General features: G+C 67.8%; 23 protein-coding genes. 14 read left to right on the top strand and 9 right to left on the bottom strand.

What is annotated here, in order from left to right:
- Nucleotides 1–59: 59 nt before the first annotated feature.
- Nucleotides 60–1,037 carry a UDP-glucose 4-epimerase GalE gene (galE, locus tag ACRDPS_RS11160; protein WP_431501704.1) on the bottom strand — a complete coding sequence of 326 codons (978 nt, stop codon included), beginning with the start codon at nt 1,035–1,037 and terminating at the stop codon, nt 60–62.
- Nucleotides 1,038–1,080: 43 nt separating this feature from the next.
- Between galE and ACRDPS_RS11155 the strand changes: the two genes are divergently transcribed.
- From ACRDPS_RS11155 to ACRDPS_RS11145, 3 genes are all read left to right on the top strand, one after another.
- A complete protein-coding gene (locus ACRDPS_RS11155) occupies nt 1,081–1,755 on the top strand; it encodes a dihydrofolate reductase family protein (protein ID WP_431501703.1) in 675 nt (224 codons plus the stop codon).
- Between the two features lie 186 nt (nt 1,756–1,941).
- Complete coding sequence (locus tag ACRDPS_RS11150) at nt 1,942–2,946, top strand: ScbA/BarX family gamma-butyrolactone biosynthesis protein (protein WP_431501702.1); 1,005 nt, start codon at nt 1,942–1,944, stop codon at nt 2,944–2,946.
- Complete coding sequence (locus tag ACRDPS_RS11145) at nt 2,946–3,611, top strand: HAD-IA family hydrolase (RefSeq protein ID WP_431501701.1); 666 nt, start codon at nt 2,946–2,948, stop codon at nt 3,609–3,611. Before ACRDPS_RS11150 ends, ACRDPS_RS11145 begins: the two co-directional genes overlap by 1 nt.
- On the opposite strand, the gene ACRDPS_RS11140 is transcribed toward ACRDPS_RS11145, so the two are convergent.
- A complete protein-coding gene (locus ACRDPS_RS11140) occupies nt 3,590–5,002 on the bottom strand; it encodes an FAD-dependent monooxygenase (RefSeq protein ID WP_431501700.1) in 1,413 nt (470 codons plus the stop codon). The two genes, ACRDPS_RS11145 and ACRDPS_RS11140, sit on opposite strands and share 22 nt — an antisense overlap.
- Before the next feature lie 57 nt (nt 5,003–5,059).
- On the opposite strand from ACRDPS_RS11140, the gene ACRDPS_RS11135 reads away from it, so the two are divergent.
- A complete protein-coding gene (locus tag ACRDPS_RS11135) occupies nt 5,060–6,388 on the top strand; it encodes an MFS transporter (protein WP_431501699.1) in 1,329 nt (442 codons plus the stop codon).
- Between the two features lie 3 nt (nt 6,389–6,391).
- Complete coding sequence (locus ACRDPS_RS11130) at nt 6,392–7,585, top strand: cytochrome P450 (RefSeq protein ID WP_431501698.1); 1,194 nt, start codon at nt 6,392–6,394, stop codon at nt 7,583–7,585.
- A gap of 36 nt (nt 7,586–7,621) precedes the next feature.
- On the opposite strand, the gene ACRDPS_RS11125 is transcribed toward ACRDPS_RS11130, so the two are convergent.
- Nucleotides 7,622–7,960, bottom strand: coding sequence for an ArsR/SmtB family transcription factor (locus ACRDPS_RS11125; protein WP_431501697.1), 339 nt, complete (start codon nt 7,958–7,960; stop codon nt 7,622–7,624).
- Between the two features lie 260 nt (nt 7,961–8,220).
- On the opposite strand from ACRDPS_RS11125, the gene ACRDPS_RS11120 reads away from it, so the two are divergent.
- The 5 genes from ACRDPS_RS11120 to ACRDPS_RS11100 are packed head-to-tail and all read left to right on the top strand — an operon-like array spanning nt 8,221 to nt 13,001.
- Entirely contained in the window at nt 8,221–9,135 is a 915-nt protein-coding gene (locus ACRDPS_RS11120) for a carbohydrate ABC transporter permease (protein ID WP_431501696.1), read from the top strand.
- A complete protein-coding gene (locus ACRDPS_RS11115; RefSeq protein WP_431501695.1) occupies nt 9,132–9,986 on the top strand; it encodes a carbohydrate ABC transporter permease in 855 nt (284 codons plus the stop codon). Before ACRDPS_RS11120 ends, ACRDPS_RS11115 begins: the two co-directional genes overlap by 4 nt.
- Before the next feature lie 37 nt (nt 9,987–10,023).
- Nucleotides 10,024–11,397, top strand: coding sequence for an ABC transporter substrate-binding protein (locus ACRDPS_RS11110; RefSeq protein ID WP_431501694.1), 1,374 nt, complete (start codon nt 10,024–10,026; stop codon nt 11,395–11,397).
- A gap of 48 nt (nt 11,398–11,445) precedes the next feature.
- Nucleotides 11,446–12,204 (top strand): enoyl-CoA hydratase-related protein, encoded by a 759-nt coding sequence (locus ACRDPS_RS11105; protein WP_431501693.1) that lies wholly within the window; start codon nt 11,446–11,448, stop codon nt 12,202–12,204.
- A gap of 38 nt (nt 12,205–12,242) precedes the next feature.
- Entirely contained in the window at nt 12,243–13,001 is a 759-nt protein-coding gene (locus tag ACRDPS_RS11100) for a DinB family protein (protein ID WP_431501692.1), read from the top strand.
- A gap of 45 nt (nt 13,002–13,046) precedes the next feature.
- Here the strand turns inward: ACRDPS_RS11100 and ACRDPS_RS11095 are convergent, their stop codons facing one another.
- Together ACRDPS_RS11095 and ACRDPS_RS11090 are read right to left on the bottom strand one after the other, a co-directional pair.
- Nucleotides 13,047–13,757: a helical backbone metal receptor gene (locus ACRDPS_RS11095; protein WP_431501691.1), complete on the bottom strand. Its 711-nt coding sequence runs from the start codon at nt 13,755–13,757 to the stop codon at nt 13,047–13,049.
- A gap of 31 nt (nt 13,758–13,788) precedes the next feature.
- Complete coding sequence (locus tag ACRDPS_RS11090) at nt 13,789–14,472, bottom strand: GntR family transcriptional regulator (protein WP_431501690.1); 684 nt, start codon at nt 14,470–14,472, stop codon at nt 13,789–13,791.
- Nucleotides 14,473–14,586: 114 nt separating this feature from the next.
- Between ACRDPS_RS11090 and ACRDPS_RS11085 the strand changes: the two genes are divergently transcribed.
- Genes ACRDPS_RS11085 through ACRDPS_RS11070 form a run of 4 tightly spaced genes read left to right on the top strand, consistent with a single transcriptional unit; the run spans nt 14,587 to nt 18,603 of the window.
- Nucleotides 14,587–15,018, top strand: a complete 432-nt coding sequence (locus ACRDPS_RS11085) for a nuclear transport factor 2 family protein (protein ID WP_431501689.1) — start codon at nt 14,587–14,589, stop codon at nt 15,016–15,018.
- A complete protein-coding gene (locus ACRDPS_RS11080; RefSeq protein WP_431501688.1) occupies nt 15,015–16,766 on the top strand; it encodes an FAD-dependent monooxygenase in 1,752 nt (583 codons plus the stop codon). The genes ACRDPS_RS11085 and ACRDPS_RS11080 overlap by 4 nt, the downstream gene beginning before the upstream one ends.
- A 20-nt stretch (nt 16,767–16,786) precedes the next feature.
- Complete coding sequence (locus ACRDPS_RS11075) at nt 16,787–17,686, top strand: fumarylacetoacetate hydrolase family protein (protein ID WP_431501687.1); 900 nt, start codon at nt 16,787–16,789, stop codon at nt 17,684–17,686.
- Nucleotides 17,683–18,603, top strand: coding sequence for a VOC family protein (locus ACRDPS_RS11070; RefSeq protein ID WP_431501686.1), 921 nt, complete (start codon nt 17,683–17,685; stop codon nt 18,601–18,603). The genes ACRDPS_RS11075 and ACRDPS_RS11070 overlap by 4 nt, the downstream gene beginning before the upstream one ends.
- Before the next feature lie 65 nt (nt 18,604–18,668).
- Here ACRDPS_RS11070 and icmF read toward each other — a convergent pair whose 3' ends face one another.
- The 4 genes from icmF to ACRDPS_RS11050 all read right to left on the bottom strand — a co-directional run bounded on the left by icmF (nt 18,669) and on the right by ACRDPS_RS11050 (nt 23,376).
- On the bottom strand, nt 18,669–21,785 hold the full coding sequence (gene icmF / locus ACRDPS_RS11065; protein WP_431501685.1) for a fused isobutyryl-CoA mutase/GTPase IcmF: 3,117 nt from the start codon (nt 21,783–21,785) through the stop codon (nt 18,669–18,671).
- A gap of 94 nt (nt 21,786–21,879) precedes the next feature.
- On the bottom strand, nt 21,880–22,362 hold the full coding sequence (locus tag ACRDPS_RS11060; RefSeq protein WP_431501684.1) for a MarR family winged helix-turn-helix transcriptional regulator: 483 nt from the start codon (nt 22,360–22,362) through the stop codon (nt 21,880–21,882).
- A gap of 95 nt (nt 22,363–22,457) precedes the next feature.
- Nucleotides 22,458–23,009 (bottom strand): hypothetical protein, encoded by a 552-nt coding sequence (locus ACRDPS_RS11055; protein WP_431501683.1) that lies wholly within the window; start codon nt 23,007–23,009, stop codon nt 22,458–22,460.
- A gap of 37 nt (nt 23,010–23,046) precedes the next feature.
- The gene (locus tag ACRDPS_RS11050; protein ID WP_431501682.1) at nt 23,047–23,376 is read right to left on the bottom strand and encodes a DUF4333 domain-containing protein; all 330 of its coding nucleotides are present in this window, start codon (nt 23,374–23,376) and stop codon (nt 23,047–23,049) included.
- Nucleotides 23,377–23,467: the final 91 nt, after the last annotated feature.

Below are 23,467 nucleotides of genomic sequence, written 5' to 3'. Positions count from 1 at the left end.
TCGGCCTGCAGACCTGACGTCTCGGCCGACGTACGTGACGCCTCGGCGAGGCAGGCAGGTCAGCTGGCGTAGTCGGACCCAGCGGCCTGACGGGCCTCCCAGGCGGTGGCGACCATCGAGCGCAGGTCGTGGCGCATCTCCCACTCCAGGTCGCGGCGGGCGAGCTCGCCGGTGGCGACGATGCGGGCGGGGTCGCCGGCCCGGCGCGGCTTGATGACCGGCTCGAACTCGATCCCGGTCACCTCACGGATGGTGTCCATGATCTGCCGGACCGATGAGCCGTCGCCCGAACCCAGGTTGTAGACGGGCTCGAGGTCCTTGCCCTCGGCGAGCCGCTTGGCGGCGACGACGTGGGAGTGGGCGAGGTCGGCGACGTGCACATAGTCACGTACGCAGGTGCCGTCCGGCGTCGGGTAGTCGTCGCCGTTGATCTGCGGCGTCTTCCCGCCCGCCAGCGCGTCGAAGACCAGCGGGAAGAGGTTGTGGGGGCTGGTGTCGTAGAGGTCCTTGCTCCCGGACCCGACCACGTTGAAGTAGCGCAGGCTGGTGTGCGCGAGCCCCTCGGAGCGTGCCACGTCTGCGATCAGCCACTCGCCGATCAGCTTCGACTCACCGTACGGGCTCTCCGGGGTGGTCGGCGTGGTCTCGGTGACCAGGTCCACGTCCGGCGTGCCGAACGTCGCGGCGGAGGAGGAGAAGACCAGCTTGTCGACGCCGGTGGCCACCATCGACTCGAGGAGGTTGGCGGTTCCGGTGACGTTCTGTGCGTACGTGTGCAGCGGCCGCTGCACGCTGACCCCTGCGTACTTGTAGCCGGCGAGGTGGATGACCCCCTCGACGCCGTGTTCGGTGATCGCCTGCTCGATCGCGGCCTTGTCCAGCAGAGACGCCTCGACGAACGTGACGTTGTCGGGCACGAACTTCGCAAACCCCGAGGACAGGTCGTCGATGACGACCGGCTCGATGTCTGCGTCGAGCAGCGCCTGCACGACGTGCGATCCGATGTAGCCCGCGCCTCCGGTTACCAACCAACTCATGTCATGAAGATAGCGGTGCGGCGGGAGCCGCTAGTTTGGCGGGGTGAAGCTCCTGCACGGTGACGGTGACCCGACGACCCCCGAAGGCCTGCGCGCCATCTACACCCCGCCGCGTCTGCCCTGGCTGCGGGCCAACATGGTGAGCTCGCTCGACGGAGCGGCGACCGGCTCCGACGGCAGGTCCGGCACGGTCAACAATGCCGTCGATGTCGATGTCTTTCATGTTCTGCGCGACCTCGCCGACGCGATCCTGGTCGGTGCCGGGACCGCGATCGCCGAGACGTACGAACCCAAGGGGACGCCCATCGTCGTCGTCTCGGGCCGCGGCCGCGTCCCCGATGACCTCCGCGGCTGCGAGACCGGCGCGGTTCGGCTCGCCACGAAGGCGGACGCGCCGGGCCTGCCCGCGGCCCGCGAGGAGCTCGGCGAGGAGAACGTGTACGTCGCCGGCCAATCCGAGGTCGACCTGGCGGCGCTCCTCGCCAGACTCCACGAGGAGGGCCTGCGCCATCTGCTCTGCGAGGGCGGACCGACCCTCCTGGGGTCGCTGCTCGAGGCCGGGGTCGTCGACGAGCTCTGCCACACGATCACGCCCAAGCTCCTCGCCGGCGACGGCCGGCGGATCGTGACCGGGCCGCCCACCGACGTACCTGTGTCCTTGGCTTCACTAATCGAGCACGACGGCACGCTGCTGGGGCGCTGGCTCGTAGGTCGATGACGGGCGTAGCGAGGCTCGTCCTCGAGCATGCCGCCGGCCGCCGGGTGGCACACGTCACCCCATATTGGGATGCTCCCCCTCCGATTCACCCTTTAGCGTAGCTGCCATCACGTTCGAAGGTACGTGATCTATGGGACCTAGTTTGTTGGGTCCGGTGAGAAGCTCTGCAACCGAAGGGAATTTGTCATGACAAGCACCTCAGTCGCCACTGGGCGGCAGCTGACTTCCGCGCAGACGATCCATAGGGGCGACGTCCACCGCGCAGCCATCGCGGAGGTCTTCCTGACCGACCACGAGCCGACCTCGGACGGCATGAGGGCTGCGGCACAGCTGCCCCGAAACCACTCGTACTTCAGTGACCACCGAGGTGCAGTCACGAGCTACGATCCGCTGCTCCTCATCGAGGTCTTCAGGCAGGCGAGCATCCTGTATGCCCACACGTCGTGTGAAGCGTCGTCCGACCAGAAGTTCATCTTCAACTCCGCTGAGTTCACGATCTTGGACCCGGCCGGCCTGCGTGTCGGCGGACGTCCCGGGCATTGTGAGATCGCTGTGACCGTGGCTGACCGTGTCCTGCGTCAAGGCACTGTCACGGGAGTGACTCTCGATTTCTTGGCGATTATCGATGGCGTCGAGACGGCCTCGGAGCGGATGGTGCTCCAGTGGATGCCGCCGAAGGTCTGGGAACGGATCCGCGGCAGGGCACGCGCCGACCTTGGACTCACTGATCCGCCGCAGCTGGGCGAGGCTGAGCGGTACTTCCGATTGCGACCGTTCAGCGTTGGTCGGACCAACCCGAGGAACTCGATCCTTGCGAACCCGATCGAGTGCCAGTCTGGGCTGGAGGCGTCTGTGATCATCGACACCGAGCACCCTTCCCTCTTCGATCACGAGCTTGACCATGTGCCCGGCATGCTCCTGTTCGAGGCCTCGCGACAGATCGCGATGGCCGCCTCCAACCATGAGCTCGCACGCGACACGAGCAGGATGCTGCTGACCGGGCTGTCGATGAACTTCACGGCCTTCGGCGAGCTTGAGCTGCCGACGTCCGCGCGTGCCCACGTCCTCAGCAGCGACGACGGAGGTGCACAGAAGGTCGGCGTCGAGCTGACCCAGAACGGGGCCGCCATCGCTCACGGGTTCATCGAGCTCTCTCCGCACCGCCCCGACGTACGCAATCTGGTGCTGTGATGTCTCAGAAGATGATCTGGTTCGATTTCGGTGGCGTTCTGTCGCCCCCGTTGGCGAACCTGTTCGAGAGCTACCACGAGCGCACCGGCATCGAGCCTGGGTTGCTCAAGTGGGCTATCGCGGAGGTGGCCCACGACCTGGGCCAGGAACCGTTGGCGCCGATCGAGCTCGGCCTGCTGACCGAGGTCGAGTGGATGGAGTCGATCCACGGGCACCTCGGTCGCCGCAGGCCCGACCTCGATCTGAGTCGGAGCGAGCCAGCGTTCGGGGCGCAGTGGTTCGAGGGGCACGTCGTCAATTCCGTGCTGCGTCACGCCGCGGTCGAGCTCTCGCTAGCTGGTTTCAAGGTGGGGATCCTGACCAACAACGTCGTGGAATGGGAGCCTCATTGGAAGCAGATGGTGGATCTGGAAGGTGTCGTCGACGACGTGGTCGACTCCTGCAAGGTGAACATGCGCAAGCCGGATCCGGCGATCTTCGCGCTGGCTGCCAGCCGCAATGCCGTCGATATGGCGGACTGCGTGCTCATCGACGACCTCGCGGAGAACTGTGCGGCCGCCCGTGCTGAGGGCTGGGCGGCGATCCAGCACATCGACAATGTCACCACCGTCGCCCGCCTCGGCGAGCTGGTCGCACCGGAGGCTCAATTGAGCCTGTCGATGTAGCCGTCCGGTCGCACGAGCGCGGCCTGCCAGATCGGCGGCGGCGTGAGATCAGCGACGACCACCCGGGTTTGCGGTGGCAGCTGCCCGAGCCCGTGCGGCGTGTCGGCGCCACGTGCGTCGGCACGCCGCAGCGCCACATGTCTCCCCTCGCGAAGGAGCCGCACGAGTGTGGTCTCCGGTTGTCCCGGGCTGGACACTCGGAGGTCAGGTTGGAAGGCGACCGGCTGGCGCTGCTGGGAAACCATCTCACCCATGAGTCGCTGCAGGTCCGCACCTCCGATGAGGTGGTTGACCGCTCGGGTCAGCTGCGAACGCTCAGGGTTCATCATCTGTGCCTGGAGGACTGTGTTGGCGACGACATCCGCGGCAACCTCGGTGCGTTCGTTGCTGAAGTCGTCGAGAACGGTGGCTGGTGCGTGACCTCTCACAACGTCTGCGAGTCGCCAGCACAGGCTGATCGCGTCGTGGATGCCGACGTTCAGTCCTTGGCCGCCCAGGGGGTAGTGCACGTGGGCCGCGTCGCCGACGATCATCAGTCGGCCTTCGCGCATCGTCTCGTGATATCGCCCGTAGTCGCTGAAGCGGGTCAGGGCATGGATGTCGCTGATCTGCACCGGCCGCGCGAGGACAGCGTCCAGGAGCGCTCGATACTCGCTGACGGTCGGTGCCTTGCGGCGGTCCGCGGCAGGCCCGGTGAAGTCCATGGGGATGATGCGCCACGGGTCCGTGCCGGCCGGGTTGCTCATCAGCCAGCCTCGGGGGGTCTGATGCCACCCGTGCGGCAGGCTCTCGCCGCGGACCGGGCGTGCCAGTCCGGAGATCGCTTGCATGGTCGCCGGATATTCGACCCGATGGAAGTCACCCCGGCCGGCGACGAGACTGCGTGCCCCGTCAGCACCGATGACCCACGGCACCTGAAGCTGTTCCGGGCGGCCTTCCTCTGTCTCGATCCTCACTCGCGGTCTCGAGGCAGAGGCGTCGATGTCGACTGCGCGGGTACCTCGTCGGACATTGGCGCCCCGTCGTATGGCCAGGTCCTCGAACAGCTCCTCGAGGCGCCACTGCGGGATCCCCGCGATGGGCCCCGGCTCGACGGCCGGAGCTGTGATCTCGAGCACGGGCCTTCCCGCGAACTGGAACCCGGTGCGTACCTCGCCTTCTTGTGTCGCGCTGTCGCTCTCCCGCAGGTAGCCGCGCCGGGCAAGGAGCGAGAGGGTCCGCGAGTGGATCGTCCCCGCGCGGGGACGACGATCGCTACCCGTCCGGGGCTCGGTCAGCATGACGCTGACGCCGTAGTCGGCCAGCTCAGCGGCGCACAGCATCCCCACCGGCCCACCTCCGACGATCAGGACGTCCGGGTCGGGGTAGTGGCTCTCGTCTTGACAGGGCATGCAACGAACTGTGTCATAGGTACGTAATTTCTCGTATCTCTCGGAAGAAGGTGACCCATGGACTCGTCGCAGACCTCCCGCGCTACGTTGCCCGTGCTCCTGCTTGCACAGTTCGTCACGCCCTTGTCCATCGCCGGCACCGCGATCGCCCTCCCGCTCATCTCCCAGGACCTGGGGACGAACGAGGCCGGCCTGCAATGGGCCGTCAACGGGTTCAACGTGACCTTCGCCCTCTTCGCCCTCGTGTGGGGCGCGGTCTCGGACCGCATCGGCTACCGTGCTGCCTTCCGCGCTGGTTCTGTCCTCGTCGTCGCAGGTGGTGCCCTGAGCGCCGTCGCTCCGTCGCTGCTGATCCTCGACATCGCCCGCCTGATAGCCGGCGTCGGCGCGGCAGCGATCCTCACCGGGTCCACGGCCCTGATCTCACATCTGTTCGAGGGATCACAGCGAACCAAGGCCTTCGCCCTCTTCGGCACCGTCAACGGCCTCGGCCTAGCTCTGGGGCCGAGTATCTCGGGTGGGGTCATCGGCCTGGTCGGCTGGCGCGGCGTCTTCGCGATCCAGGCCGCCTTCGTCCTGGTTGCTCTCCTCGGGTCGGTTGCCATCCCCGCGATCCGCACCGCAGCCGCAGAGCCGGGCGAGAAGGCCCCGATCCTGGATGTGGGCCTGCTGGCCAATCGCGAGTTCCTTGCCACCTGCCTGGTCCCCGTCGCCGGGTCGGTCGGGTTCGTCACCCTGCTCACCTACCTGCCCAGCGCCCTGTCCGGGGTGCGCGGCATGGACGCGAGCACCTCCGGCGCGTTGATGCTCGTCATGACGCTGCCGGTGCTGGTCGCCCCGATGCTGGTCTCCCGGGCCGTCACCACCACCGGTTGGGTCACCATCGGACGGGTGATCTACGCCAGCCTGGCCTTTCTGGCCGTCGGTGCGGCCGGGATGGTGTTGCTCTCGACCGAGGGCCCCGTCGCGGCTCTCGTGGTGCCGATGCTGCTGATCGGCGCAGGCTTCGGCCTGCCGATCGGCCTCGTCGACGGACACGCCCTGTCGGTCGTACCCGCCCAGCGGGCGGGGACCGCGGCCGGACTGCTCAACTTCGGGCGCATCGGCAGCGAGGCCCTCTTCGTGGCCGCCTACGCCCTTGCCATCAGCGCACTGATCGGTCGCGACCTGCCCGGCGATGCCGGCGCGCGTACGGCCGCGGGCCAGCCGGGCCACCCGGAGGTCTATCTTGACGCCTTCCACATCGTCACGCTCGGCCTGGCCGGTCTTGTCGTGCTGATCACCGTCGCCGTGACCGTCCTGCGCGCGGCCGCACGTCGGACCGAAGGATCCCGCGCCGACCTCTCCGCGCAACCCGCTCACGCAACCGCCATGGAAGAGGTCTGACGCATGCACTCCACCCCCACCTTCAAGCAACCGCACGGCTTGGAGACCAGCCCCATGTACACGCCTTTGGGCACCCAGCGGCAGGGCTTTGAGGAGATCAGGCTCCCCAGCGGTCACACCGCCCTGAACGTGACCGCCTACGTCGACGTCAAGACCGTGCTGACCGACACCAGCTTTCACCGCGCCCAGACCAATCGCGAAGGTGGGGAGTCGTGGTTGCCCACGACCATGCCGCCGGAGATGTTGCTCAACCTCGACCTGCCTGACCACCGCCGAATGAAGCAGTTCGTCGCCGGCCCGTACAGCCGTCAGGGAGTCAAGCGTGTGGGCGCCGCGTGCCATCAGGTCCTCGACGAGCATCTGGGGAAGATCACGCTCGCCGGGGTACGGCAGGGTGATCTGATGGCCCAGGTGCTCTCCCCGGTCACCGTCGGCACCAACTTCGCATTCCTCGGACTGCCGCCCAGCGACCTGGACGCCATCCGCCCGCTCGCCCGCGAGATGCAGATGGCCTCTGCTGCCGACGTTCCCCACCTGGTGGAGAGCTTCTGGACCCTCTATCGGTATCTCGAAGACCTCGTCGAAGGACGGCGGCCGCTCCAGGACGGCTTGTTACGTGCGATGATCGACAACGCTGCCCATGTGGACCCGCCGCTGGAGACCAGCGAGCTCGTAGCCACCTTCCTCGGGTCCCTGGTCGGAGGCGACCAGAACGTGCTCACCACACTCGGCAAGCTGGTCTACATCTGCCTCGCCGAGCGTGACCTCTGGGATCATCTCGCCGTGGACCCTGAAGCCCGCGTGCCCGGCGCGGTCGAGGAGCTCCTTCGGCTCTGCCCGCTCGGGCAGGTCTCCACGTTCCCACGCATCGCGACCCAGCCACTGAAACTGTCTGGCGGGCAGATTCATCCTGGCGACGTGGTCTACGCCAACACCCACCTCGCCAACCGGGACGAGGACGTCTTCCCCGACCCCCTGGCGATAGATCTGGAGCGTCAGGGCCCACCTCACCTGCAGTTCGGGTACGGACTGCACCACTGCATGGGCTCGAACATGGCGCGACTGGAACTGACCACGATCCTGCGCGTCCTCCTCGAACGGTTCCCCGACATGAGGCTCGGCGTGGACGCGTCGGAGATTCCGTGGGAGACGGGCGTGCTGGTGCACCGCCCGTCATCGCTGCCGGTCACCTGGTAGGCATCTGCACGGGCCCTGCCGGGTGGATCACGACCGTCAGGCGACGGTCTCGCGATGCACCCGGCGCGGCCCGAACAGGGACTTGAGCAGACCTGGGTAGGCCTCCTCGATGTCCAGGCGCCGCAACTGCGTCATCTGTCCGTTGCCGACATCTCGTTGGTGGATCAGGCCCGCTCGGCGCATCAGCCGGAAGTGGTGTGTGCGCGTCGACGGCGCCCACGGCAGCCCGAAGACGCTGCAGAACTGCTCTTGGCCATCGGGCTGGTGGTAGAGAGCTTCGATCACCGACCGGCGATTCGTCTCGGCGAGACACGCAAGGACCTTGCTCAGGTCGAAATCAGCCACCGCAGGATGGTCGTCGGGACGTTCAGGCATGCGCCCACCTTCACTCGCAGACACCACAGATACGAAAACAATGATAGGTCAACCAAGTCCGAAATGCTCGTGACGAGAGTTGAAACCTTCATGGCCCTCATGAACGGGGCCGGTGCAACGTCGGCAGCACGTCGCTGGGGCGCTGGCCACTCTGAGTGTGAAGAGTTCACGGTCTGTTTCCGATAACGAAATCTTGAGACCGAGAGTTTTACTCTTGACGGGGTCCCACCCAGCCGCTTGACTCACCGATCGTGCCAGGTATGGCGACAGCCACCATCAAGCGACCTCGTCAGGCACTCTCGGGAAGACGCATACGGGAGTGGCTGATCTTTCTCGCGTTCGTGCTCCCCAACGTCGCGCTGATCGCGGTCTTCATCTATCGACCGCTGTTCCAGAACATCTACTACTCGACGCTCAACTGGACCCTGGGCTCGAAGTACGCGACCCCCGTCGGCCTGGGCAACTACCGCAACTTCTTCTCCTCGGGTGAGGCGAGCAAGGTCCTGACCACGACGGCGATCTTCACCGTCGCCACGGTCGGGATCACGCTGGTCCTGGGCCTCTGTGTCGCGTTGGCGCTCAACCGCAGGCTCCCGGGCGCAGGGATCGCGCAGGCCACGGTCTTCGCGCCGTACATCCTCTCCGGCTACGGCGTGGGTCTGGCCTGGCTCTACATCTTCGACCCCAACATCGGCGCGCTCTCCGCGATCCTGCGCGACATCGGCCTGAGCAGCCCCGAGTGGATCAACTCCCCGCCGTGGACGCTGACGATGGTGATCATCGTCTACGTCTGGAAGAACCTCGGGTACGCCGCGGTCGTCTATCTCGCCGGCCTGCAGGCGGTCCCGCTCGACCTGATGGAGGCGGCCCAGCTCGACGGCGCCGGTCCGGTCAAGCGGTTCTTCAAGGTGACCGTCCCGCTGCTCTCGCCGACGACCTTCTTCCTGATGGTCACCACGATCCTCAGCAGCCTGCAGGCCTTCGACCTGCTGATCGCGATGGACAAGCTCGGTCGCGGCGCGCGGACGCTGATCTTCGACGCCTACCTGACCGGCTTCAAGGAGCAGAGCCAGGCAGGCTACTCGGCGATGCTCTCCACGGTGCTCTTCGCGATCCTCGTGCTGCTCACGCTGTTCCAGCTGGTCATCGTGGAGAGGCGGGTGCACTACAGATGAGCGCGAACGCTCCCTCGCGCCGGGTGCGGCTGACGCCGCTGACCGTACGTGACTACCTGGTGCTCCTGCTGGCGGTGCTCATCGTCGTGCTGCCGCTGGGCTACATGATCCTGGCCTCGTTCAAGGGCGCCGGCGACCTGGCGACGACCGACCTCGTCGTCTTCCCCGAGGTCTGGCAGCCGCAGAACTACTCCGAGGCGGCCCAGAAGGTCCCCTTCGGCCGGCTCTTCCTCAACTCCGGGATCGTCACGGTCGTCGGCGCGGGGCTGAAGGTGCTGCTGGCCATCCTGACGGCGTACGGCCTGGTCTTCTGCGAGTTCCCCGGCAAGAAGTACGTCTTCTGGGGTGTGCTCGCGACGATGATGGTGCCGCCGCAGGTCACCGCGCTGCCCAACTATGTCTTCGTCAGCGGCCTGGGTGGCGAGAACACCTACTGGGGGATCATCCTGCCGGGGCTCGGCACCGGATTCGGTACGTTCCTGCTGCGCCAGTCCTTCATGCAGCTGCCCTACGAGGTGCTCGAGGCCGCCCACCTCGACGGCGCCGGACACTGGCGGCGGCTGTGGCACTGCGTGGTGCCGATGGCACTGCCGTCGATCGCGACCGTCGCCCTGGTCAACGTCGTCTACGAGTGGAACGACTATCTGTGGCCGCTGATCATCATCACCGATCCGGAGATGATGACGCTGCCACGAGGCCTGACGCTGCTGCAGAACAGCGAGTCGGCGGCCAGCTCGTTCGGGGTCCTGATGGCCGGCACCGTGATGGTGCTGCTGCCGATCCTCGCCGTCTTCGCGCTGCTGCAGCGCCACATCGTCAACGGCTTCACCCAAGGCGGCGTCAAAGGCTGACGGCCCACAGTTGGTACGAAAGGGAAGGAATGCTCCAATGAACAACCTGCATATCCCACGCTCGGGGATCTCTCTCGACCGGCGAGGCTTCCTCGGACTCTCCGCTCTCGGCATCTCCGCCGCGGCGCTCTCTGCCTGCGGCGGCGGACCGAGCACCAGCGGCGGCGGACCGGCCGGCGGCACGGTCGAGCAGATCGACTTCAGCGGCGTGAAGCCGGCCAAGGAGATCACCTTCTGGACCTCCAACCCGGGCGACTCGATCAAGGTCAGCACCGAGCTGGTCAACGCCTTCAACTCCTCCCAGTCCGACATCACCGTCAAGCTGGTCACGGCCGGCGCCGACTACGAGGAGATCGCGCAGAAGTTCCAGACCGCGCAGACCGGCGGCGACCTGCCCGACATCATCAACCTGTCGGACGTGTGGTGGTTCCGCTACAAGATGAACGACCAGATCATCCCGCTCGACTCGCTCTTCGAGGCGCTCGACTTCGAGACCGACGACTTCGTCGACTCGCTGCTGGGCGACTACCTCTACGACGACGCCCACTGGGCGGTCCCGTGGGCCCGCTCGACGCCGCTCTTCTACTACAACAAGGAGCACTGGAAGAAGGCCGGACTGCCGGACGAGGGCCCGGCGACCTGGGAGGAGTTCGGTGAGTGGAAGACCAAGCTCGCCTCCACCAGCGGCGCGAAGTTCGCCTTCCAGTTCCCGGCCCTGGCGGGGTACGCCGGGTGGACCCTGCAGAACAACCTGTGGGGCTGGGGCGGCGGCTGGTCCAAGGAGGAGTCCTTCGACATCACCTGCAGCTCCAAGGAGTCGGTCGAGGCGCTCTCCTTCCTCAAGGACTGGGTCTACAAGGACAAGATCGCGGGGGTGGCCGGGGTCGACCAGATCCAGGACTTCGCCGCCGGGGTCGCCAGCGTCACGGTCGGCTCGACCGGTGACCTGATCACCGCGATCACCTCGGCGAAGTTCGACGTCGGCGTCGCACCGCTGCCCGCCGGGACCGTCGAGACCGAGAAGATCTGCCCGACGGGCGGGTCGGGCGTCGGCATCCCGAAGGACATCAGCCCGGAGCGGCAGCTCGCCGCGGGCACGTTCATCAAGTTCCTCACCGAGCCGGAGCAGGCGATCAAGTTCTCCGAGGCGACCGGCTACGTGCCGATCCGTAAGTCGGCCGACCCGGCCGCGATCCTCAAGAAGACGCCGCAGGCCCAGGTCGCGATCGACCAGCTCCCCAACACCCGTTCCCAGGACTACGCGCGTGTCTTCCTGCCCGGTGGGGACCTGGAGATGGCCAACCACATGGCCTCGATCCTCACAGAGAACAAGGACGTGCAGGCCGAGATGGACAGCCTGAAGACGGCCCTGGAGAAGATCTACACCGAGCAGGTCGAGCCGCTCATCTGATGAGTGCCGGCGTAGGGCACCCGGCAAGGTGCCCTACGCTCGGTTCCCGTGAGCGAGGACTTGGTAGTAGAACGGCGCCCCGGCGTCGTACAGGTGACCTTCAACCGGCCGCAGAAGCACAACGCCTTCACCGCCGAGATGTACGGCGCGCTGCACGCCCTGTGCGACGAGCTCGCGGCAGACGAGTCGGTGAAGGTGCTGGTGCTGACCGGCGCCGGCGGGCGGGCGTTCGCCGCCGGCAACGAGATCTCCGACTTCCTCGCGCGCGACGCGGTGGACTACGAGGACTGGATCCGAGCACTGCTCGAGAAGCTGTACGCGCTGCCGCAGGTCACCATCGCCGCCATCGACGGAGTCTGCGTCGGCGGCGGGCTCGCGGTGGCGACCCATTGCGACCTGAGGGTCGCGACCCCCCACTCCCGCTTCGGCTACCCGATCGCGAAGACGCTCGGGAATGCGCTCGCGGCCTCCATCGTCTACCGCGCCGCGGCCGTCTTCGGCGAGCCGGTCGTGCGCGAGATGCTGCTCGCCGCCCGGCTGGTCGGCGCGGACCGTGCCTACGCGACCGGCGCGCTGACCGCCGTCACCGACTCGCTGGCTGATGAGGTCGACGCGCTCGTCGAGGGGATCCTGCCGCTCTCGCGAGTGACCGTCCGGGCAACCAAGTCCCAGCTCGCCGCCTTCGCCCACCGCGCCGAGGCCTCGCCGGAAGGTGATGAGGACCTGCTGCGCGAGGTCTACACCGGCGAGGACTTCAAGGAGGGCGTACGCGCGTTCCTGGCCAAGGAGAAGCCCGCCTTCGGGTAAGCCGTTGACCAACTCCGCGGGGCGGCAGAGGATGGAATATGCCCTCCGAGCAGACGAAGACTGCCGAGTTCGTCGATACCGACCAGTTCCGCGGCGCACAGATCAGGCAGAGCGACATCAGTGGACTGGAGATCCGTGACTGCTGGTTCGAGAGCCGGCTGAAGGTCGTCGACGCCTACGGCAGCGATGTCTACCTCGGTGGTGAGTTCGGCCGGGTCGTGGTCAACGACGTCGACGTCACGGCGTACGTCACCGCCGAGCTCGACCGCGCCCACCCGAACCGCGTGCTGGCCCGCGAGGCCAGGACGGCGGACGACTACCGCGCTACCTGGGATGCCATCGAGGCCCAGTGGGCGCTGACGGTCGAGCGCGCTCGTGGCCTGCCGGAGGAGCTGCTGCACGAGCGGGTCGACGACGAGTGGTCCTTCGTGGAGACGCTCCGCCACCTGCTCTTCGCCAGCGACAAGTGGCTCGGCTACCCGGTGCTGGAGGAGGACTCGCCCTACCATCCGCTCGGCTACGGCGAGGACCCGACCGGCGAGCTGGGACTCACCCGTGACGCGGAGGCGAGCCTGGACGACGTGCTCGAGCCCCGGCTGGCCCGGATGGCCACGATGCGCCGGTGCGTCGACGCGCTCGCCGACGACGAGCTCGATCGTGTCTGCGCACGCAAGCCGATCGGCAACGACCAGGAGGCCGACTACGACGTGCGGCACTGCCTCATGGTCGTGCTCGAGGAAGAGGTCGAGCACCACCGCTACGCCGTACGCGACCTGGCGGTCCTCGCTGCCGGCTGAGGCGCTTCTCGGTCGTCGTGAACGGCCCCGGTCAGGTGCCGGCGATCAGCCGGCTGCCCACCGATGGGCGTCGACCAGACTCGGGCCGTACCAGGTGATCAGCCGCCCGCTGACCAGGTCGGTCGGGGTTCGCGTGAAGGCCTCCGGCCCGTCCTCGGCGGTGAAGACGTACGGCTCGTCGGGCAGCAGCACGACGTCGGCTCCGGCCTCGTCCACCTCGGCCAGGTCGACGTGCGGATAGCGGTCCCCGGCGGGGTTGAGCGCAGTGTCGCCGAAGACGTTCTCCCAGCCCAGCCGGCGCAGCAGGTCGCCGGTGAAGGTCCGTGAGCCGACCACCATCCACGGGTCTCGCCAGATCGGCACCGCCACCCGGCGGGTGACCGGGGGGAGCGGCCCGCACCACAGCTCTCGGGCCTCCGCGAGCCAGTCCGGGTGGTCCCAGCCGAGCACGTCGTCGAAGAGTCGTTCGTAGGTCGCGACCGCCTCCGGGACGGTCTCGATCTCGGTGACCTCGACCCGGATGCCGGCCTCGCGCAGCCGGCGGACGTCGAGCTCGCGGTTCTCCTCCTTGTTGGCGATCACCAGGTCCGGCTGGAGCTCGCGCACGCGCGCGAGGTTCGGGTTCTTGGTGCCGCGAACGCGGGTGACCTCGAGGTCGGCCGGGTGGGTGCACCAGTCGGTGGCACCGACCAGCGCGTCCGGGCGTACCGAGGCCAGCGCCTCGGTGATCGAGGGGACCAGGCTGACGATCCGCACAGGTTCGATGATCTCCTTCTCGTCCCGCGGGTCAGCTGTGCTGGGCCGCGGCTCGTTCGGTGAGGGCTCGCTCGAGGATGTCGGCGGTGTGCTGATAGTGCCGTGCGAGCGCTCGTGCCGCTCGGTCGGCATCCCGGGCGAGCGTGGCCTCCAGGATCTCCCGGTGCTCGCCGGTCACGTCCCGATCGGGCTCGTGGACCTGCGACCAGCGCCGGTAGAACTCGCCGGCGTTCCGCAGCGTGGCGGCCATGCCGAGCAGCCACGAGTTGCCGGCGCCGTCCAGCAGCGCACCATGGAAGCAGGCGTGGGCTGCCGCCCACTCGTCGGAGATGCAGGGCGTCGCCTGCTCGGCGAGCATCGGCGTACGCTCCATCCGGTGGTGGGCGGCCACGACCTCGGACTCCCAGGTCATGTCGCCACGCTCGATCGAGTAGCGCAGCGCGAGCGACTCGATGTCGATGCGGGCGCTGGTCAGCTGACGCAGGTCATCGACGCTCACCTGGCGAACACGGAACCCGATCCGTGGCTCGGACTCGACCAGCCCTTGCTCGGTGAGCCGGGAGAGGGCCTCGCGGATGACGCTGACGCTGGCGCCGTACGCCTCGCACAGCGGCGTCGACTTCAGCCGCTCACCGGGGGCATAGACCCCGCCGAGCACGTCGGCGCGGACGCGGGCGTAGACCTCCTCGGTGCTTGCTCGCGGTCGACTTGCCATACGAGCACCCTACCATGACGCGAATATACAGATATTTTCGAATATCTCTTGTTTGCTCGATCATAAAGGGGCAGACTGTGATGACGGTCACCAACGATCGAAAGGGGTCTGGACATGACCGAGGCAATGACGGACGAGGCGCGCAAGGCCCTCGCCCTGGAGTATCTGAAGCGGCTCGATCGAGGTGAGGACTTCTTCGAGCTCTTCGACGAGCACATCCAGCTCTACTTCCCGAAGATCGGGATCGTCGACGGGATCGAGGCGGTCCGGGAGGCGTTCGCCAAGGTCGGCTCGCTGCTCGGTGGGATCAAGCACGACTATGCGTACTTCAACTACCTGGTCGGCGGCGACACCGTCGTCGTCGAGGGCACCTCGGCCGGCACCACCACCGACGGCACCGAGTTCCGGGCCGGCGTGACGCACGCGGGCCGCTGGTGCGACGTGATGGAGATCCGCGGCGGCCGGATCCACCGCCTGTTCGTCTATCTTGATCCGGACTATGCCGGTGCGGACACCGAGCGCTACCCCTGGTTGGCATCGTCATGACGTCCACGGATCTCACCACCGACGTCCTGGTCGTCGGCGCCGGCCCGGCGGGCCTGAGCATGGCGGCCCTGCTGGCTGCGTACGGTGTCGATGCGATCACGGTGACGAAGTACTCCGGCACCGCGCACTCGCCCCGTGCGCACATCACCAACCAGCGCACGATGGAGGTCTTCCGCGATCTCGGTCTGGAGGAGGCGGTCCGCGAGGTCGCGACGCCCAACGAGCTGATGGGCAACAACGTCTGGGCCACCAGCTTCGCCGACTCGGAGATCGCCCGCCTGCTCACCTGGGGCAGCGGCCCCGAGCGTCGCGCCGACTACGACCAGGCGAGCCCGAGCGCGATGTGCAACATCCCCCAGCACATCCTCGAGCCGGTGCTGAGGACAGGTGCCGAGCGCCTCGGCGCCGATCTGCGCTTCTCCACCGAGCTGGTCGAGGTGAGCCAGGACCCGGACGGCGTCACCGCCACGGTCCGCCACCGGGAGGACGGCCGGACCGAGACCATCCGGGCCAAGTACGTCGTGGGCGCCGACGGAGGTCGATCGACCGTCGCCGAGCAGCTCGGGTTCGTGATGGACGGCGAGACGGGGTTGGGGGCCGCCGCCAACGTGTGGCTCGAGGCCGACCTCACCGACTACACCGCCTACCGGCCGGGCACCCTCTACTGGATGTGCCAGCCCGGCAACGACTACTGGGTCGGCTCGGGCACCTGGATCTGCGTGAAGCCCTGGACGGAGTGGGTCCTGCTCTTCATGTACGACCCCGCCGACGGCGAGCCCGACCTCTCCGAGGAGGCCGTCGTCGCCCGGGCCCGGGCCACCATCGGAGATCCCGATGTGAAGATCAAGATCAAGGCGACCAGCCTGTGGCAGATCAACCACCTGGTCGCGGAGCGCTACCGGATCGGTCGCGCGTTCCTCGCGGGCGACGCCGCCCACCGGCACCCGCCGGCCAACGGGCTGGGCACCAACACCTCGGTGCAGGACGCGTACAACCTGGCCTGGAAGCTGGCCATGGTGCTTCGCGGTGACGCCGGCGAGGAGCTCCTCGACAGCTATCACGACGAGCGCCGGCCGGTCGGGAGGCAGGTCGTCGACCGCGCCCTCAAGAGCGTGCAGGACATGTTGCCGATCTCCCAGGCGCTCGGGTTCGAGCCGGGGCAGAGCGCCGAGGACGGTCAGCGTGCGCTCGACGGTCTACGCGCCGCCGGCCCGGTGGGCGAGGAGCGGCGCCGACAGCTCGCCGATGCCGTACGCCTGCAGAACTACCAGTTCAACGCCCACGGCGTGGAGCTCGACCAGCGGTACGCCTCCGGCTCGATCCGCGACGACGGGACACCGTGGCCCGAGCCCGAGCGGGACCCGGAGCTCTACCATCACCCGACCACCCACCCCGGCGCGCGGCTGCCGCACGCGTGGGTCGAGAAGGACCGGGTCAGGCTCTCGACGCTGGACCTCGCCGGCCGCGGAGAGATCACCCTGCTCACCGGGGTGGGCGGAGAAGCCTGGGCCGACGCGGCCGAGAAGGTGGCGGCGAACCTGGGCGTCCGGATCAGCGTCAAGCCGATCGGCCCCGGGTGCGAGTACGCCGACCCGACCGGCGAGTGGGCAGCGCGTCGCGAGATCGGCGAGACCGGCGCCATCCTCGTACGTCCCGACCAGCATGTGGCCTGGCGGGCCGACCGGGTCACCGACAACCCCGCCGGAGATCTCGAACGCGCGCTCCGCGCAGTCCTCGACCGCCCCTGACCATCCACGAAGGAGTCACCATGAAGCTCGCAAACCTGGACGGACGCGCCGTCCTGATCACCACCGACGACACCGGCAACACCACCGAGCCGCGAGCCGTTGACGTCCACAAGGCCAGCGACGGGCGGTTCGGACCCGATCCGGCCAGCCTCTTCGCCGACTGGCCCGCGTTCTCCGACTGGGCGCTGAGCGCGCGGACCGACACTCCGGAGGACGCCGTCGGATTCGACACCACCGAGCTCGGGGCCCCCTCACCGGAGCCCCGCCAGATCTTCGCGATCGGGCTCAACTACACCGCGCACGCCGCCGAGTCCGGTTTCGAGCCCCCCACCGGTCTGCCGCCGGTCTTCCCGAAGTTCGTCAGCAGCCTGACCGGCCCGGTCACCGAGGTCACGCTCCCCGAGGGCGGCAACACCGACTGGGAGGTCGAGGTGGTGGCGGTGATCGGCCGCACCACCAGCAACGTCACCGAGGAGGACGCCTGGGACCACATCGCCGGGCTCACCGTCGGCCAGGACATCTCCGAGCGGATCACCCAGCTCAGCGGCCCGGCACCTCAGTTCGGTCTCGGGAAGTCCTTCCCCGGCTTCTCCCCGACCGGGCCGTGGCTCGTCACCGCCGACGAGCTGCCCGACCCGGAGGACCTCGAGCTGCGCTGCGACCTGGACGGGGAGAACGTCCAGCTCGGTCGCACCAACAACCTGATCGTCCCGATCCCTCGGCTGGTGGCCGAGCTGTCGAAGATCGTCACCCTCTACCCGGGCGACCTGATCTTCACCGGTACGCCTGAGGGAGTCGGTCTCGGCCGTGACCCGCAGCGCTTCGTCGAAGCCGGCCAGACCCTGGTGAGCGCCGTCGAGGGGATCGGCGAGCTGCGTCAGCGCTTCGTGGTGGCGCCGGAAGGGCGTGAGCCGCGATGAGCCTGCACCGTCTCAGCCACGTGGTGATGGGCGTCCCTGACGTCGCCGCGACCACGTCCTACTACACCGACTTCGGACTCCAGGCGAGCGGTTCGACGATGTTGGCCACCCGAGACGGCGGCAACCAGCTGGGGATCGTTCGCGCCCCCTCCCGCCGGCTCGTCGAGCTGGGTGTGGCCGCTGACGAACCAGACGACCTTGCCCGGATCGCCGCGTCGTTGCAGCGTCTCGGGCACTCGTCATCCCTCGACGGCGAGGCGCTGCTTACGACCGAACCGGTCAGCGGCTTCTCGGTCCGCGTCCGTGTCCTTCCTCGGTTGCGGCAGGAGCCGCAACCGGCCACGCCCTACAACGGGCCGGGCCGGATCGAGCGTCGCGGGCGCGCGCCCGGGGTGCTGCGTACCGAACCGGTCCGGCCACGCCGGCTGGGGCACGCGGTCGCCGGCACCACCGATCTCGCCGCGACGATGCGCTTCTTCGTGGACGGGCTGGGTTTCAAGGTCTCCGACCACATCGGTGACAAGGGCGCCTTCATGCGCTGCTCGACCGACCATCACAACTTCCTGGCGTTGCAGTCGCCGGTCAACTACCTGCACCACACCAGCTGGCAGGTCGACGACATCGATGACGTCGGCCGCGGGGCGCACGCCATGCTGGAAGGTGCTCCCGAACGCCACGTGTGGGGCCTGGGCCGTCACCACGCCGGCTCGAACTTCTTCTGGTATCTCAAGGACCCGGCCGGCAACTTCTCGGAGTACTTCTCCGACATGGACTGCATCCCCGAGGACGAGATCTGGGAGCCGGAGGTCCTCGAAGGCGCAGCCGGGCTCTTCAGGTGGGGCCCGCCGCCCCCGCCGTCGTTCCTGGAGCCGGAGGATCTCGCGGCCCTGATGACCGGAGCCCACAGCAAGGGGTGACATCGCAGGGGTGGCTGCGCTCGTTCATCGTGCACGCGGATCAGACCGCCGCCTGGCGGGATACCTCAGACGTTCCTGCGGTACTGCCCGCCGACCTCGAAGAACGCCTCGGTGACCTGACCGAGCGAGCACACCCGAGCCGCATCCATGAGCGCGGCGAAGATGTTCTCCTCGGAGGTGGCGGCCTGCTTGAGACGTACGATCGCGGCCTCTGCCTCCGCGGCGTGGGCGGCCTGGAAGTCGTGGACGCGGTCGAGCTGGGACTTCTTCTCCTTCTCGGTGGCGCGAGCGAGCTCGACGGGCGCCGGCGGCTCGCCGTTCGTGTCACGTACGAAGGTGTTGACCCCGATGAGCGGCAGCGTGCCGTCGTGCTTGCGGTGCTCGTAGAGCATCGACTCGTCCTGGATCTTGCCGCGCTGGTAGCCGGTCTCCATCGCGCCGAGCACACCACCGCGCTCGGAGATCCGGTCGAACTCCTTGAGCACGGCTTCCTCCACGAGATCGGTGAGCTCGTCGATGATGTAGGAGCCCTGGAGCGGGTTCTCGTTGAACGCCAGCCCCCACTCGCGGTTGATGATCAGCTGGATCGCCAGCGCCCGGCGCACCGACTCCGCCGAGGGCGTCGTCACCGCCTCGTCGAAGGCGTTGGTGTGCAGCGACTGGGCGTTGTCGTAGATCGCGATCAGCGCCTGCAGCGTGGTGCGGATGTCGTTGAAGTCCATCTCCTGCGCGTGCAGGGACCGGCCCGAGGTCTGGATGTGGTACTTCAGCTTCTGGGCGCGCTCAGAGGCGCCGTAGCGGTCCCGCATCGCGACCGCCCAGATCCGGCGAGCGACCCGGCCGATGACCGAGTATTCGGGGTCCATCCCGTTGGAGAAGAAGAAGGACAGGTTGGGCGCGAAGTCGTCGATGTCCATGCCACGGGCCAGGTAGGACTCTACGTAGGTGAAGCCGTTGGCGAGCGTGAAGGCGAGCTGCGAGATGGGGTTCGCACCGGCCTCGGCGATGTGATAGCCGGAGATCGAGACGGAGTAGAAGTTGCGTACGCCGTTCTCGATGAACCACTCCTGGATGTCGGCCATGCAGCGCAGCGAGAACTCCGTGGAGAACAGGCAGGTGTTCTGGCCCTGGTCCTCCTTGAGGATGTCGGCCTGCACGGTTCCGCGGACCGTCTGCAGCGCCTTGACCGGGTCCACGCCACGCTCGCGCGCCTGGTCGATCACGGTGTTGAGGAAGAAGGCCAGGATCGTCGGCGCGGGCCCGTTGATCGTCATCGAGACGCTCGTCGTCGGAGCGAGCAGATCGAACCCTTCGAACAGGGTTCTCATATCGTCGAAAGTCGCCACCGAGACGCCGGAGGTGCCGACCTTGCCGTAGATGTCGGGACGTACGCCGGGGTCGCGGCCGTAGAGCGTCACCGAGTCGAACGCGGTCGAGAGGCGGGTCGCGGGCTGGCCCTCGGAGAGCAGCTTGAAGCGTCGGTTGGTCCGGAACGGGTCGCCCTCTCCGGCGAACATCCGGGCCGGGTCCTCGTTGGCCCGCTTGTAGGGGAAAACGCCCGATGTGTAGGGGAAGAAGCCGGGGAGGTTCTCCCTGCGCAGGAACCCGGCCAGCTCGCCGCGGTCGGTGTAGCCAGGGGTCGCCACTCGCGGGATGTAGTTGCCCGCCAGCGAGGTGCGGCCGCTGTCGTCGGCGGCGTACGCCGCCTTCGTCTCCTGCCACGAGGCCAGCTGTTCGCGCAGGTCATCGGGGAGTTCGCTGGCAGGGAACTCGAGCTCGGGATGGTCCGCTGCCACGATCTCGTACGCCTGCTCCTTCCGCGCCGCGGCCACGATCTCGGCGGTCTCGGCGTGATAGTCGCGTACGTCGCCCGCGATGTCGGCCAGGTAGCGGACGCGCCGGTCGGGGATGATCGGGTGCAGGCCGGTGGAGTGCCGGGTCTCGACCCGGGGGAGCACGCCCTCGCTCACCGCGAGCCCCGCTTCGGCGAGCAGCCCGCGCAGGTGCTGGTAGAGCGCGGTGACGCCGTCGTCGTCGAAGGCCGCGGCCGAGGTGCCGAAGACCGGCATGTCGTCGGGGGAGGAGGTGAACGCCTCCCGGTTGCGGACGAGCTGGCGGGAGACGTCGCGCAGTGCGTCCTTGGCCCCGCGCCGCTCGAACTTGTTGATCGCCACCACGTCGGCGAAGTCGAGCATGTCGATCTTCTCGAGCTGGCTCGCGGCGCCGAACTCCGGCGTCATCACGTAGAGCGAGACGTCCACGAAGTCGCTGATCCCGGTGTCGCCCTGGCCGATGCCGGGCGTCTCGACGATCACCAGGTCGACGGCGGCCTTCATCACCGCGAGCACCTCGGCGAAGTGCTCGGGCACCTCATGGCCGCCACGGGTCGCCAGCGAGCGGTAGAACGTGGTCGAGCCGCCGTCGGTGATCGCGGCCAGCGAGTTCATCCGGATCCGGTCGCCGAGCAGCGCACCGCCGCCGCGACGCCTGGTCGGGTCGATCGCGAGCACGCCGATGCGGATCTTGTCCTCCTGGTCGTTGCGCAGGCGCCGGACCAGCTCGTCGGTGAGCGAGGACTTGCCGGAGCCGCCGGTGCCGGTGACACCGAGCACGACCGCCTGGTCGGCCTCGCCCAGGCGGGCCCGGAAGTCCTCGGGGAGCCGGCCCTGCTCGGCGCCGGTGACCGCGCGCCCGATGGAGTGGCCGTAGCCGGCGATCACGCCGTTGGCGGTGACGTGGAAGGTCGGCCACAGATCGTGGTCGATGTCGCGGACGACCGAGTTGATCATCCCCGGGAGCCCCATCCGCTGGCCCTCCTCGGGGGAGAAGATCTTGACACCGGAGTTGGCCAGCCGCTCGATCTCGTAAGGCACGATCACGCCGCCGCCTCCGCCTACCACCTTGACGTGGCCGGCGCCGCGGTCCTTGAGCGCGGTGACCAGATACTCGAAGAACTCCACATGGCCGCCCTGGTAGGACGAGACGGCCACGCAGTGGGCGTCCTCCTGGACGGCGGCGTCGGCGATCTCGGTCACCGAGCGGTTGTGGCCGAGATGGATCACCTCGCACCCCTGCGCCTGGAAGATTCGGCGCATGATGTTGATCGCCGCGTCATGCCCGTCGAAAAGGCTGCTCGCGGTCACGATCCGCACATGGTGCTGGGGGATGTGGAGGTCGGTCATACGGCATGCTCCGCAGGTAGGTTGGGCAGATAGTTGGACGTCCAAGTAATTCCAGGATAGGTCGTCTCGTACCTACTCGCCAGTCCGAGCCGATCTAGTCGACCAGATCTCCCGCTGCCGACCGCAGCTGACCGAGCCGTGCGGTCAGATCGCGTACGTCCTCGATCCCCGGCTTCTCGAAGACCTCGGTGTTGAGTGCGACCGTGGCGGACTCGACCGCATCACGGCCGGCATCGGTGATGGCGGCGAGGACCACGCGCCGGTCGATGTCGGAGCGGGTGCGGCGTACGAGACCCTGCTTCTCCAGCCGGGCGACTGCGCTCGTGACCGACGCGGGGTGGACCTGGAGGCGGGAGCCGAGCTTGGCCATCGGAAGCTGGCCGTCGTGGGTGAAGGAGAGGAGCCGGAGCACCTCGTAGCGCGCGAAGGAGAGGTCGTGGGGGCGCAATGCGGCGTCGATGCGCTCCATGACGAGCTGGTGAACGCGTACGAGCGAGGTCACCAGCGCCATCCCGTCGGCGGCGGCTTCCCAACCGTGCGTGATCCACTGCCGTTGCGCCTCACGGATGGGATCCATGGGGGCCAGCATCACATAAGGCGGTTTGGTACGGGTTCGTCAGGTCCCAGGCTGTTAGGGCCTGGTCGTCGGGAAAGGGCTGTTGAGACGGGTCGTCACATGGACGTGTCGAAGGTGCCCATCAGGCTGAGGATCACCGCGACGCCGATGACGGTCGCGATCACCGAGAGCGTCACGACCAGCCCCACCGCGACGGAGTAGCCGAGGCCCTCGTGTCGCGCGGCGCGCTGCTGGAGCGCGTAGAGCCGGGCGACGCTGGTGATCAGGGTGCGTCCCTCCTCGGCGTCGAAGCGGTATTGGTCCAGGTCAGGGACGGACTCGGGGTCGTGCACGGTCCACACGCCCTGGTCGGTCTGCTCGTCGTTGGCCTCGATGCGGCGTACGCCGGTCTTCTGGGTGTGCGGCACGTCGCCGAACCAGACGATGCTGCGGGTGTCCTCGATGATCGCGTACGAGTTCCGCGACGGTGTCGAGACGTGGTAGGTGAAGACCCAGCTCAGCTGGGCGCCCTGCAGCTTGGAGCGCCACTGCGGCGCGCTCAGGTCGATCTCCACGTCGAAACCGCGCGCCGTCTCGGTCGCCTTGTAGGGCGTACCGTCACAAACGCGCGCGACATGGTCGAAGAACTGCCGAGCATGAGGGGACACGAATCAAAATGCTATCGGGTCCGGGGCCTCTGCGCGCCTAATCCTCGGCGTTCGGGGGAACGTCGATCTGGAAGTGGACCCGGCCGCCATCGACCTCGTCGACGGTGATGATCGCGTCGTACTCCTCGCCCTCGGAGGTGAGGACACAGGTCATCTCCGTGCCGACCTTGCCCTCGAGGTCACCGGGGCAGTCGAGGTCCTCGGGAGTGACGCCGATGGCGTTGGTGAGCTGCTCGGTCGCGATCCGCTCGACCGTCTTCTCCTGCACGTAGTCCTTCTCCGAGCCGCCGCAGGCCGTCAGGGCGAGCGACAGCGCGATCAGGGCCGCGCCGGTCATGGCGCCCGAGAAGGCGCGGGTGCGTGTCATGCGCTCAGACTATTCGTAGCCGGATCAGGCAGGGGTACGCCGCACCAGATCGGGCGCGACGATGCGAACGGCCGCCGACCCAGATGGGGTC

This window comes from Nocardioides sp., from assembly GCF_050699375.1.
In the GTDB taxonomy this organism is placed as follows: domain Bacteria; phylum Actinomycetota; class Actinomycetes; order Propionibacteriales; family Nocardioidaceae; genus Nocardioides.
The sequence above is the reverse complement of the archived record's forward strand: the minus strand, read 5'-3'. Positions and strand labels throughout refer to the sequence as shown.

Coding starts and splice junctions, on each gene's coding strand:
- ACRDPS_RS11140 (WP_431501700.1), bottom strand. CDS start 5,002: ATGCCCTGTCAAGACGAGAGCCACTACCCCGACCCGGACGTCCTGATC.
- ACRDPS_RS11115 (WP_431501695.1), top strand. CDS start 9,132: ATGAGCGCGAACGCTCCCTCGCGCCGGGTGCGGCTGACGCCGCTGACC.
- ACRDPS_RS11110 (WP_431501694.1), top strand. CDS start 10,024: ATGAACAACCTGCATATCCCACGCTCGGGGATCTCTCTCGACCGGCGA.
- ACRDPS_RS11150 (WP_431501702.1), top strand. CDS start 1,942: ATGACAAGCACCTCAGTCGCCACTGGGCGGCAGCTGACTTCCGCGCAG.
- ACRDPS_RS11100 (WP_431501692.1), top strand. CDS start 12,243: ATGCCCTCCGAGCAGACGAAGACTGCCGAGTTCGTCGATACCGACCAG.
- icmF (WP_431501685.1), bottom strand. CDS start 21,785: ATGACCGACCTCCACATCCCCCAGCACCATGTGCGGATCGTGACCGCG.
- ACRDPS_RS11125 (WP_431501697.1), bottom strand. CDS start 7,960: ATGCCTGAACGTCCCGACGACCATCCTGCGGTGGCTGATTTCGACCTG.
- ACRDPS_RS11050 (WP_431501682.1), bottom strand. CDS start 23,376: ATGACACGCACCCGCGCCTTCTCGGGCGCCATGACCGGCGCGGCCCTG.
- ACRDPS_RS11145 (WP_431501701.1), top strand. CDS start 2,946: ATGTCTCAGAAGATGATCTGGTTCGATTTCGGTGGCGTTCTGTCGCCC.
- ACRDPS_RS11080 (WP_431501688.1), top strand. CDS start 15,015: ATGACGTCCACGGATCTCACCACCGACGTCCTGGTCGTCGGCGCCGGC.
- galE (WP_431501704.1), bottom strand. CDS start 1,037: ATGAGTTGGTTGGTAACCGGAGGCGCGGGCTACATCGGATCGCACGTC.
- ACRDPS_RS11075 (WP_431501687.1), top strand. CDS start 16,787: ATGAAGCTCGCAAACCTGGACGGACGCGCCGTCCTGATCACCACCGAC.
- ACRDPS_RS11070 (WP_431501686.1), top strand. CDS start 17,683: ATGAGCCTGCACCGTCTCAGCCACGTGGTGATGGGCGTCCCTGACGTC.
- ACRDPS_RS11135 (WP_431501699.1), top strand. CDS start 5,060: ATGGACTCGTCGCAGACCTCCCGCGCTACGTTGCCCGTGCTCCTGCTT.
- ACRDPS_RS11130 (WP_431501698.1), top strand. CDS start 6,392: ATGCACTCCACCCCCACCTTCAAGCAACCGCACGGCTTGGAGACCAGC.
- ACRDPS_RS11090 (WP_431501690.1), bottom strand. CDS start 14,472: ATGGCAAGTCGACCGCGAGCAAGCACCGAGGAGGTCTACGCCCGCGTC.
- ACRDPS_RS11085 (WP_431501689.1), top strand. CDS start 14,587: ATGACCGAGGCAATGACGGACGAGGCGCGCAAGGCCCTCGCCCTGGAG.
- ACRDPS_RS11120 (WP_431501696.1), top strand. CDS start 8,221: ATGGCGACAGCCACCATCAAGCGACCTCGTCAGGCACTCTCGGGAAGA.
- ACRDPS_RS11060 (WP_431501684.1), bottom strand. CDS start 22,362: ATGGATCCCATCCGTGAGGCGCAACGGCAGTGGATCACGCACGGTTGG.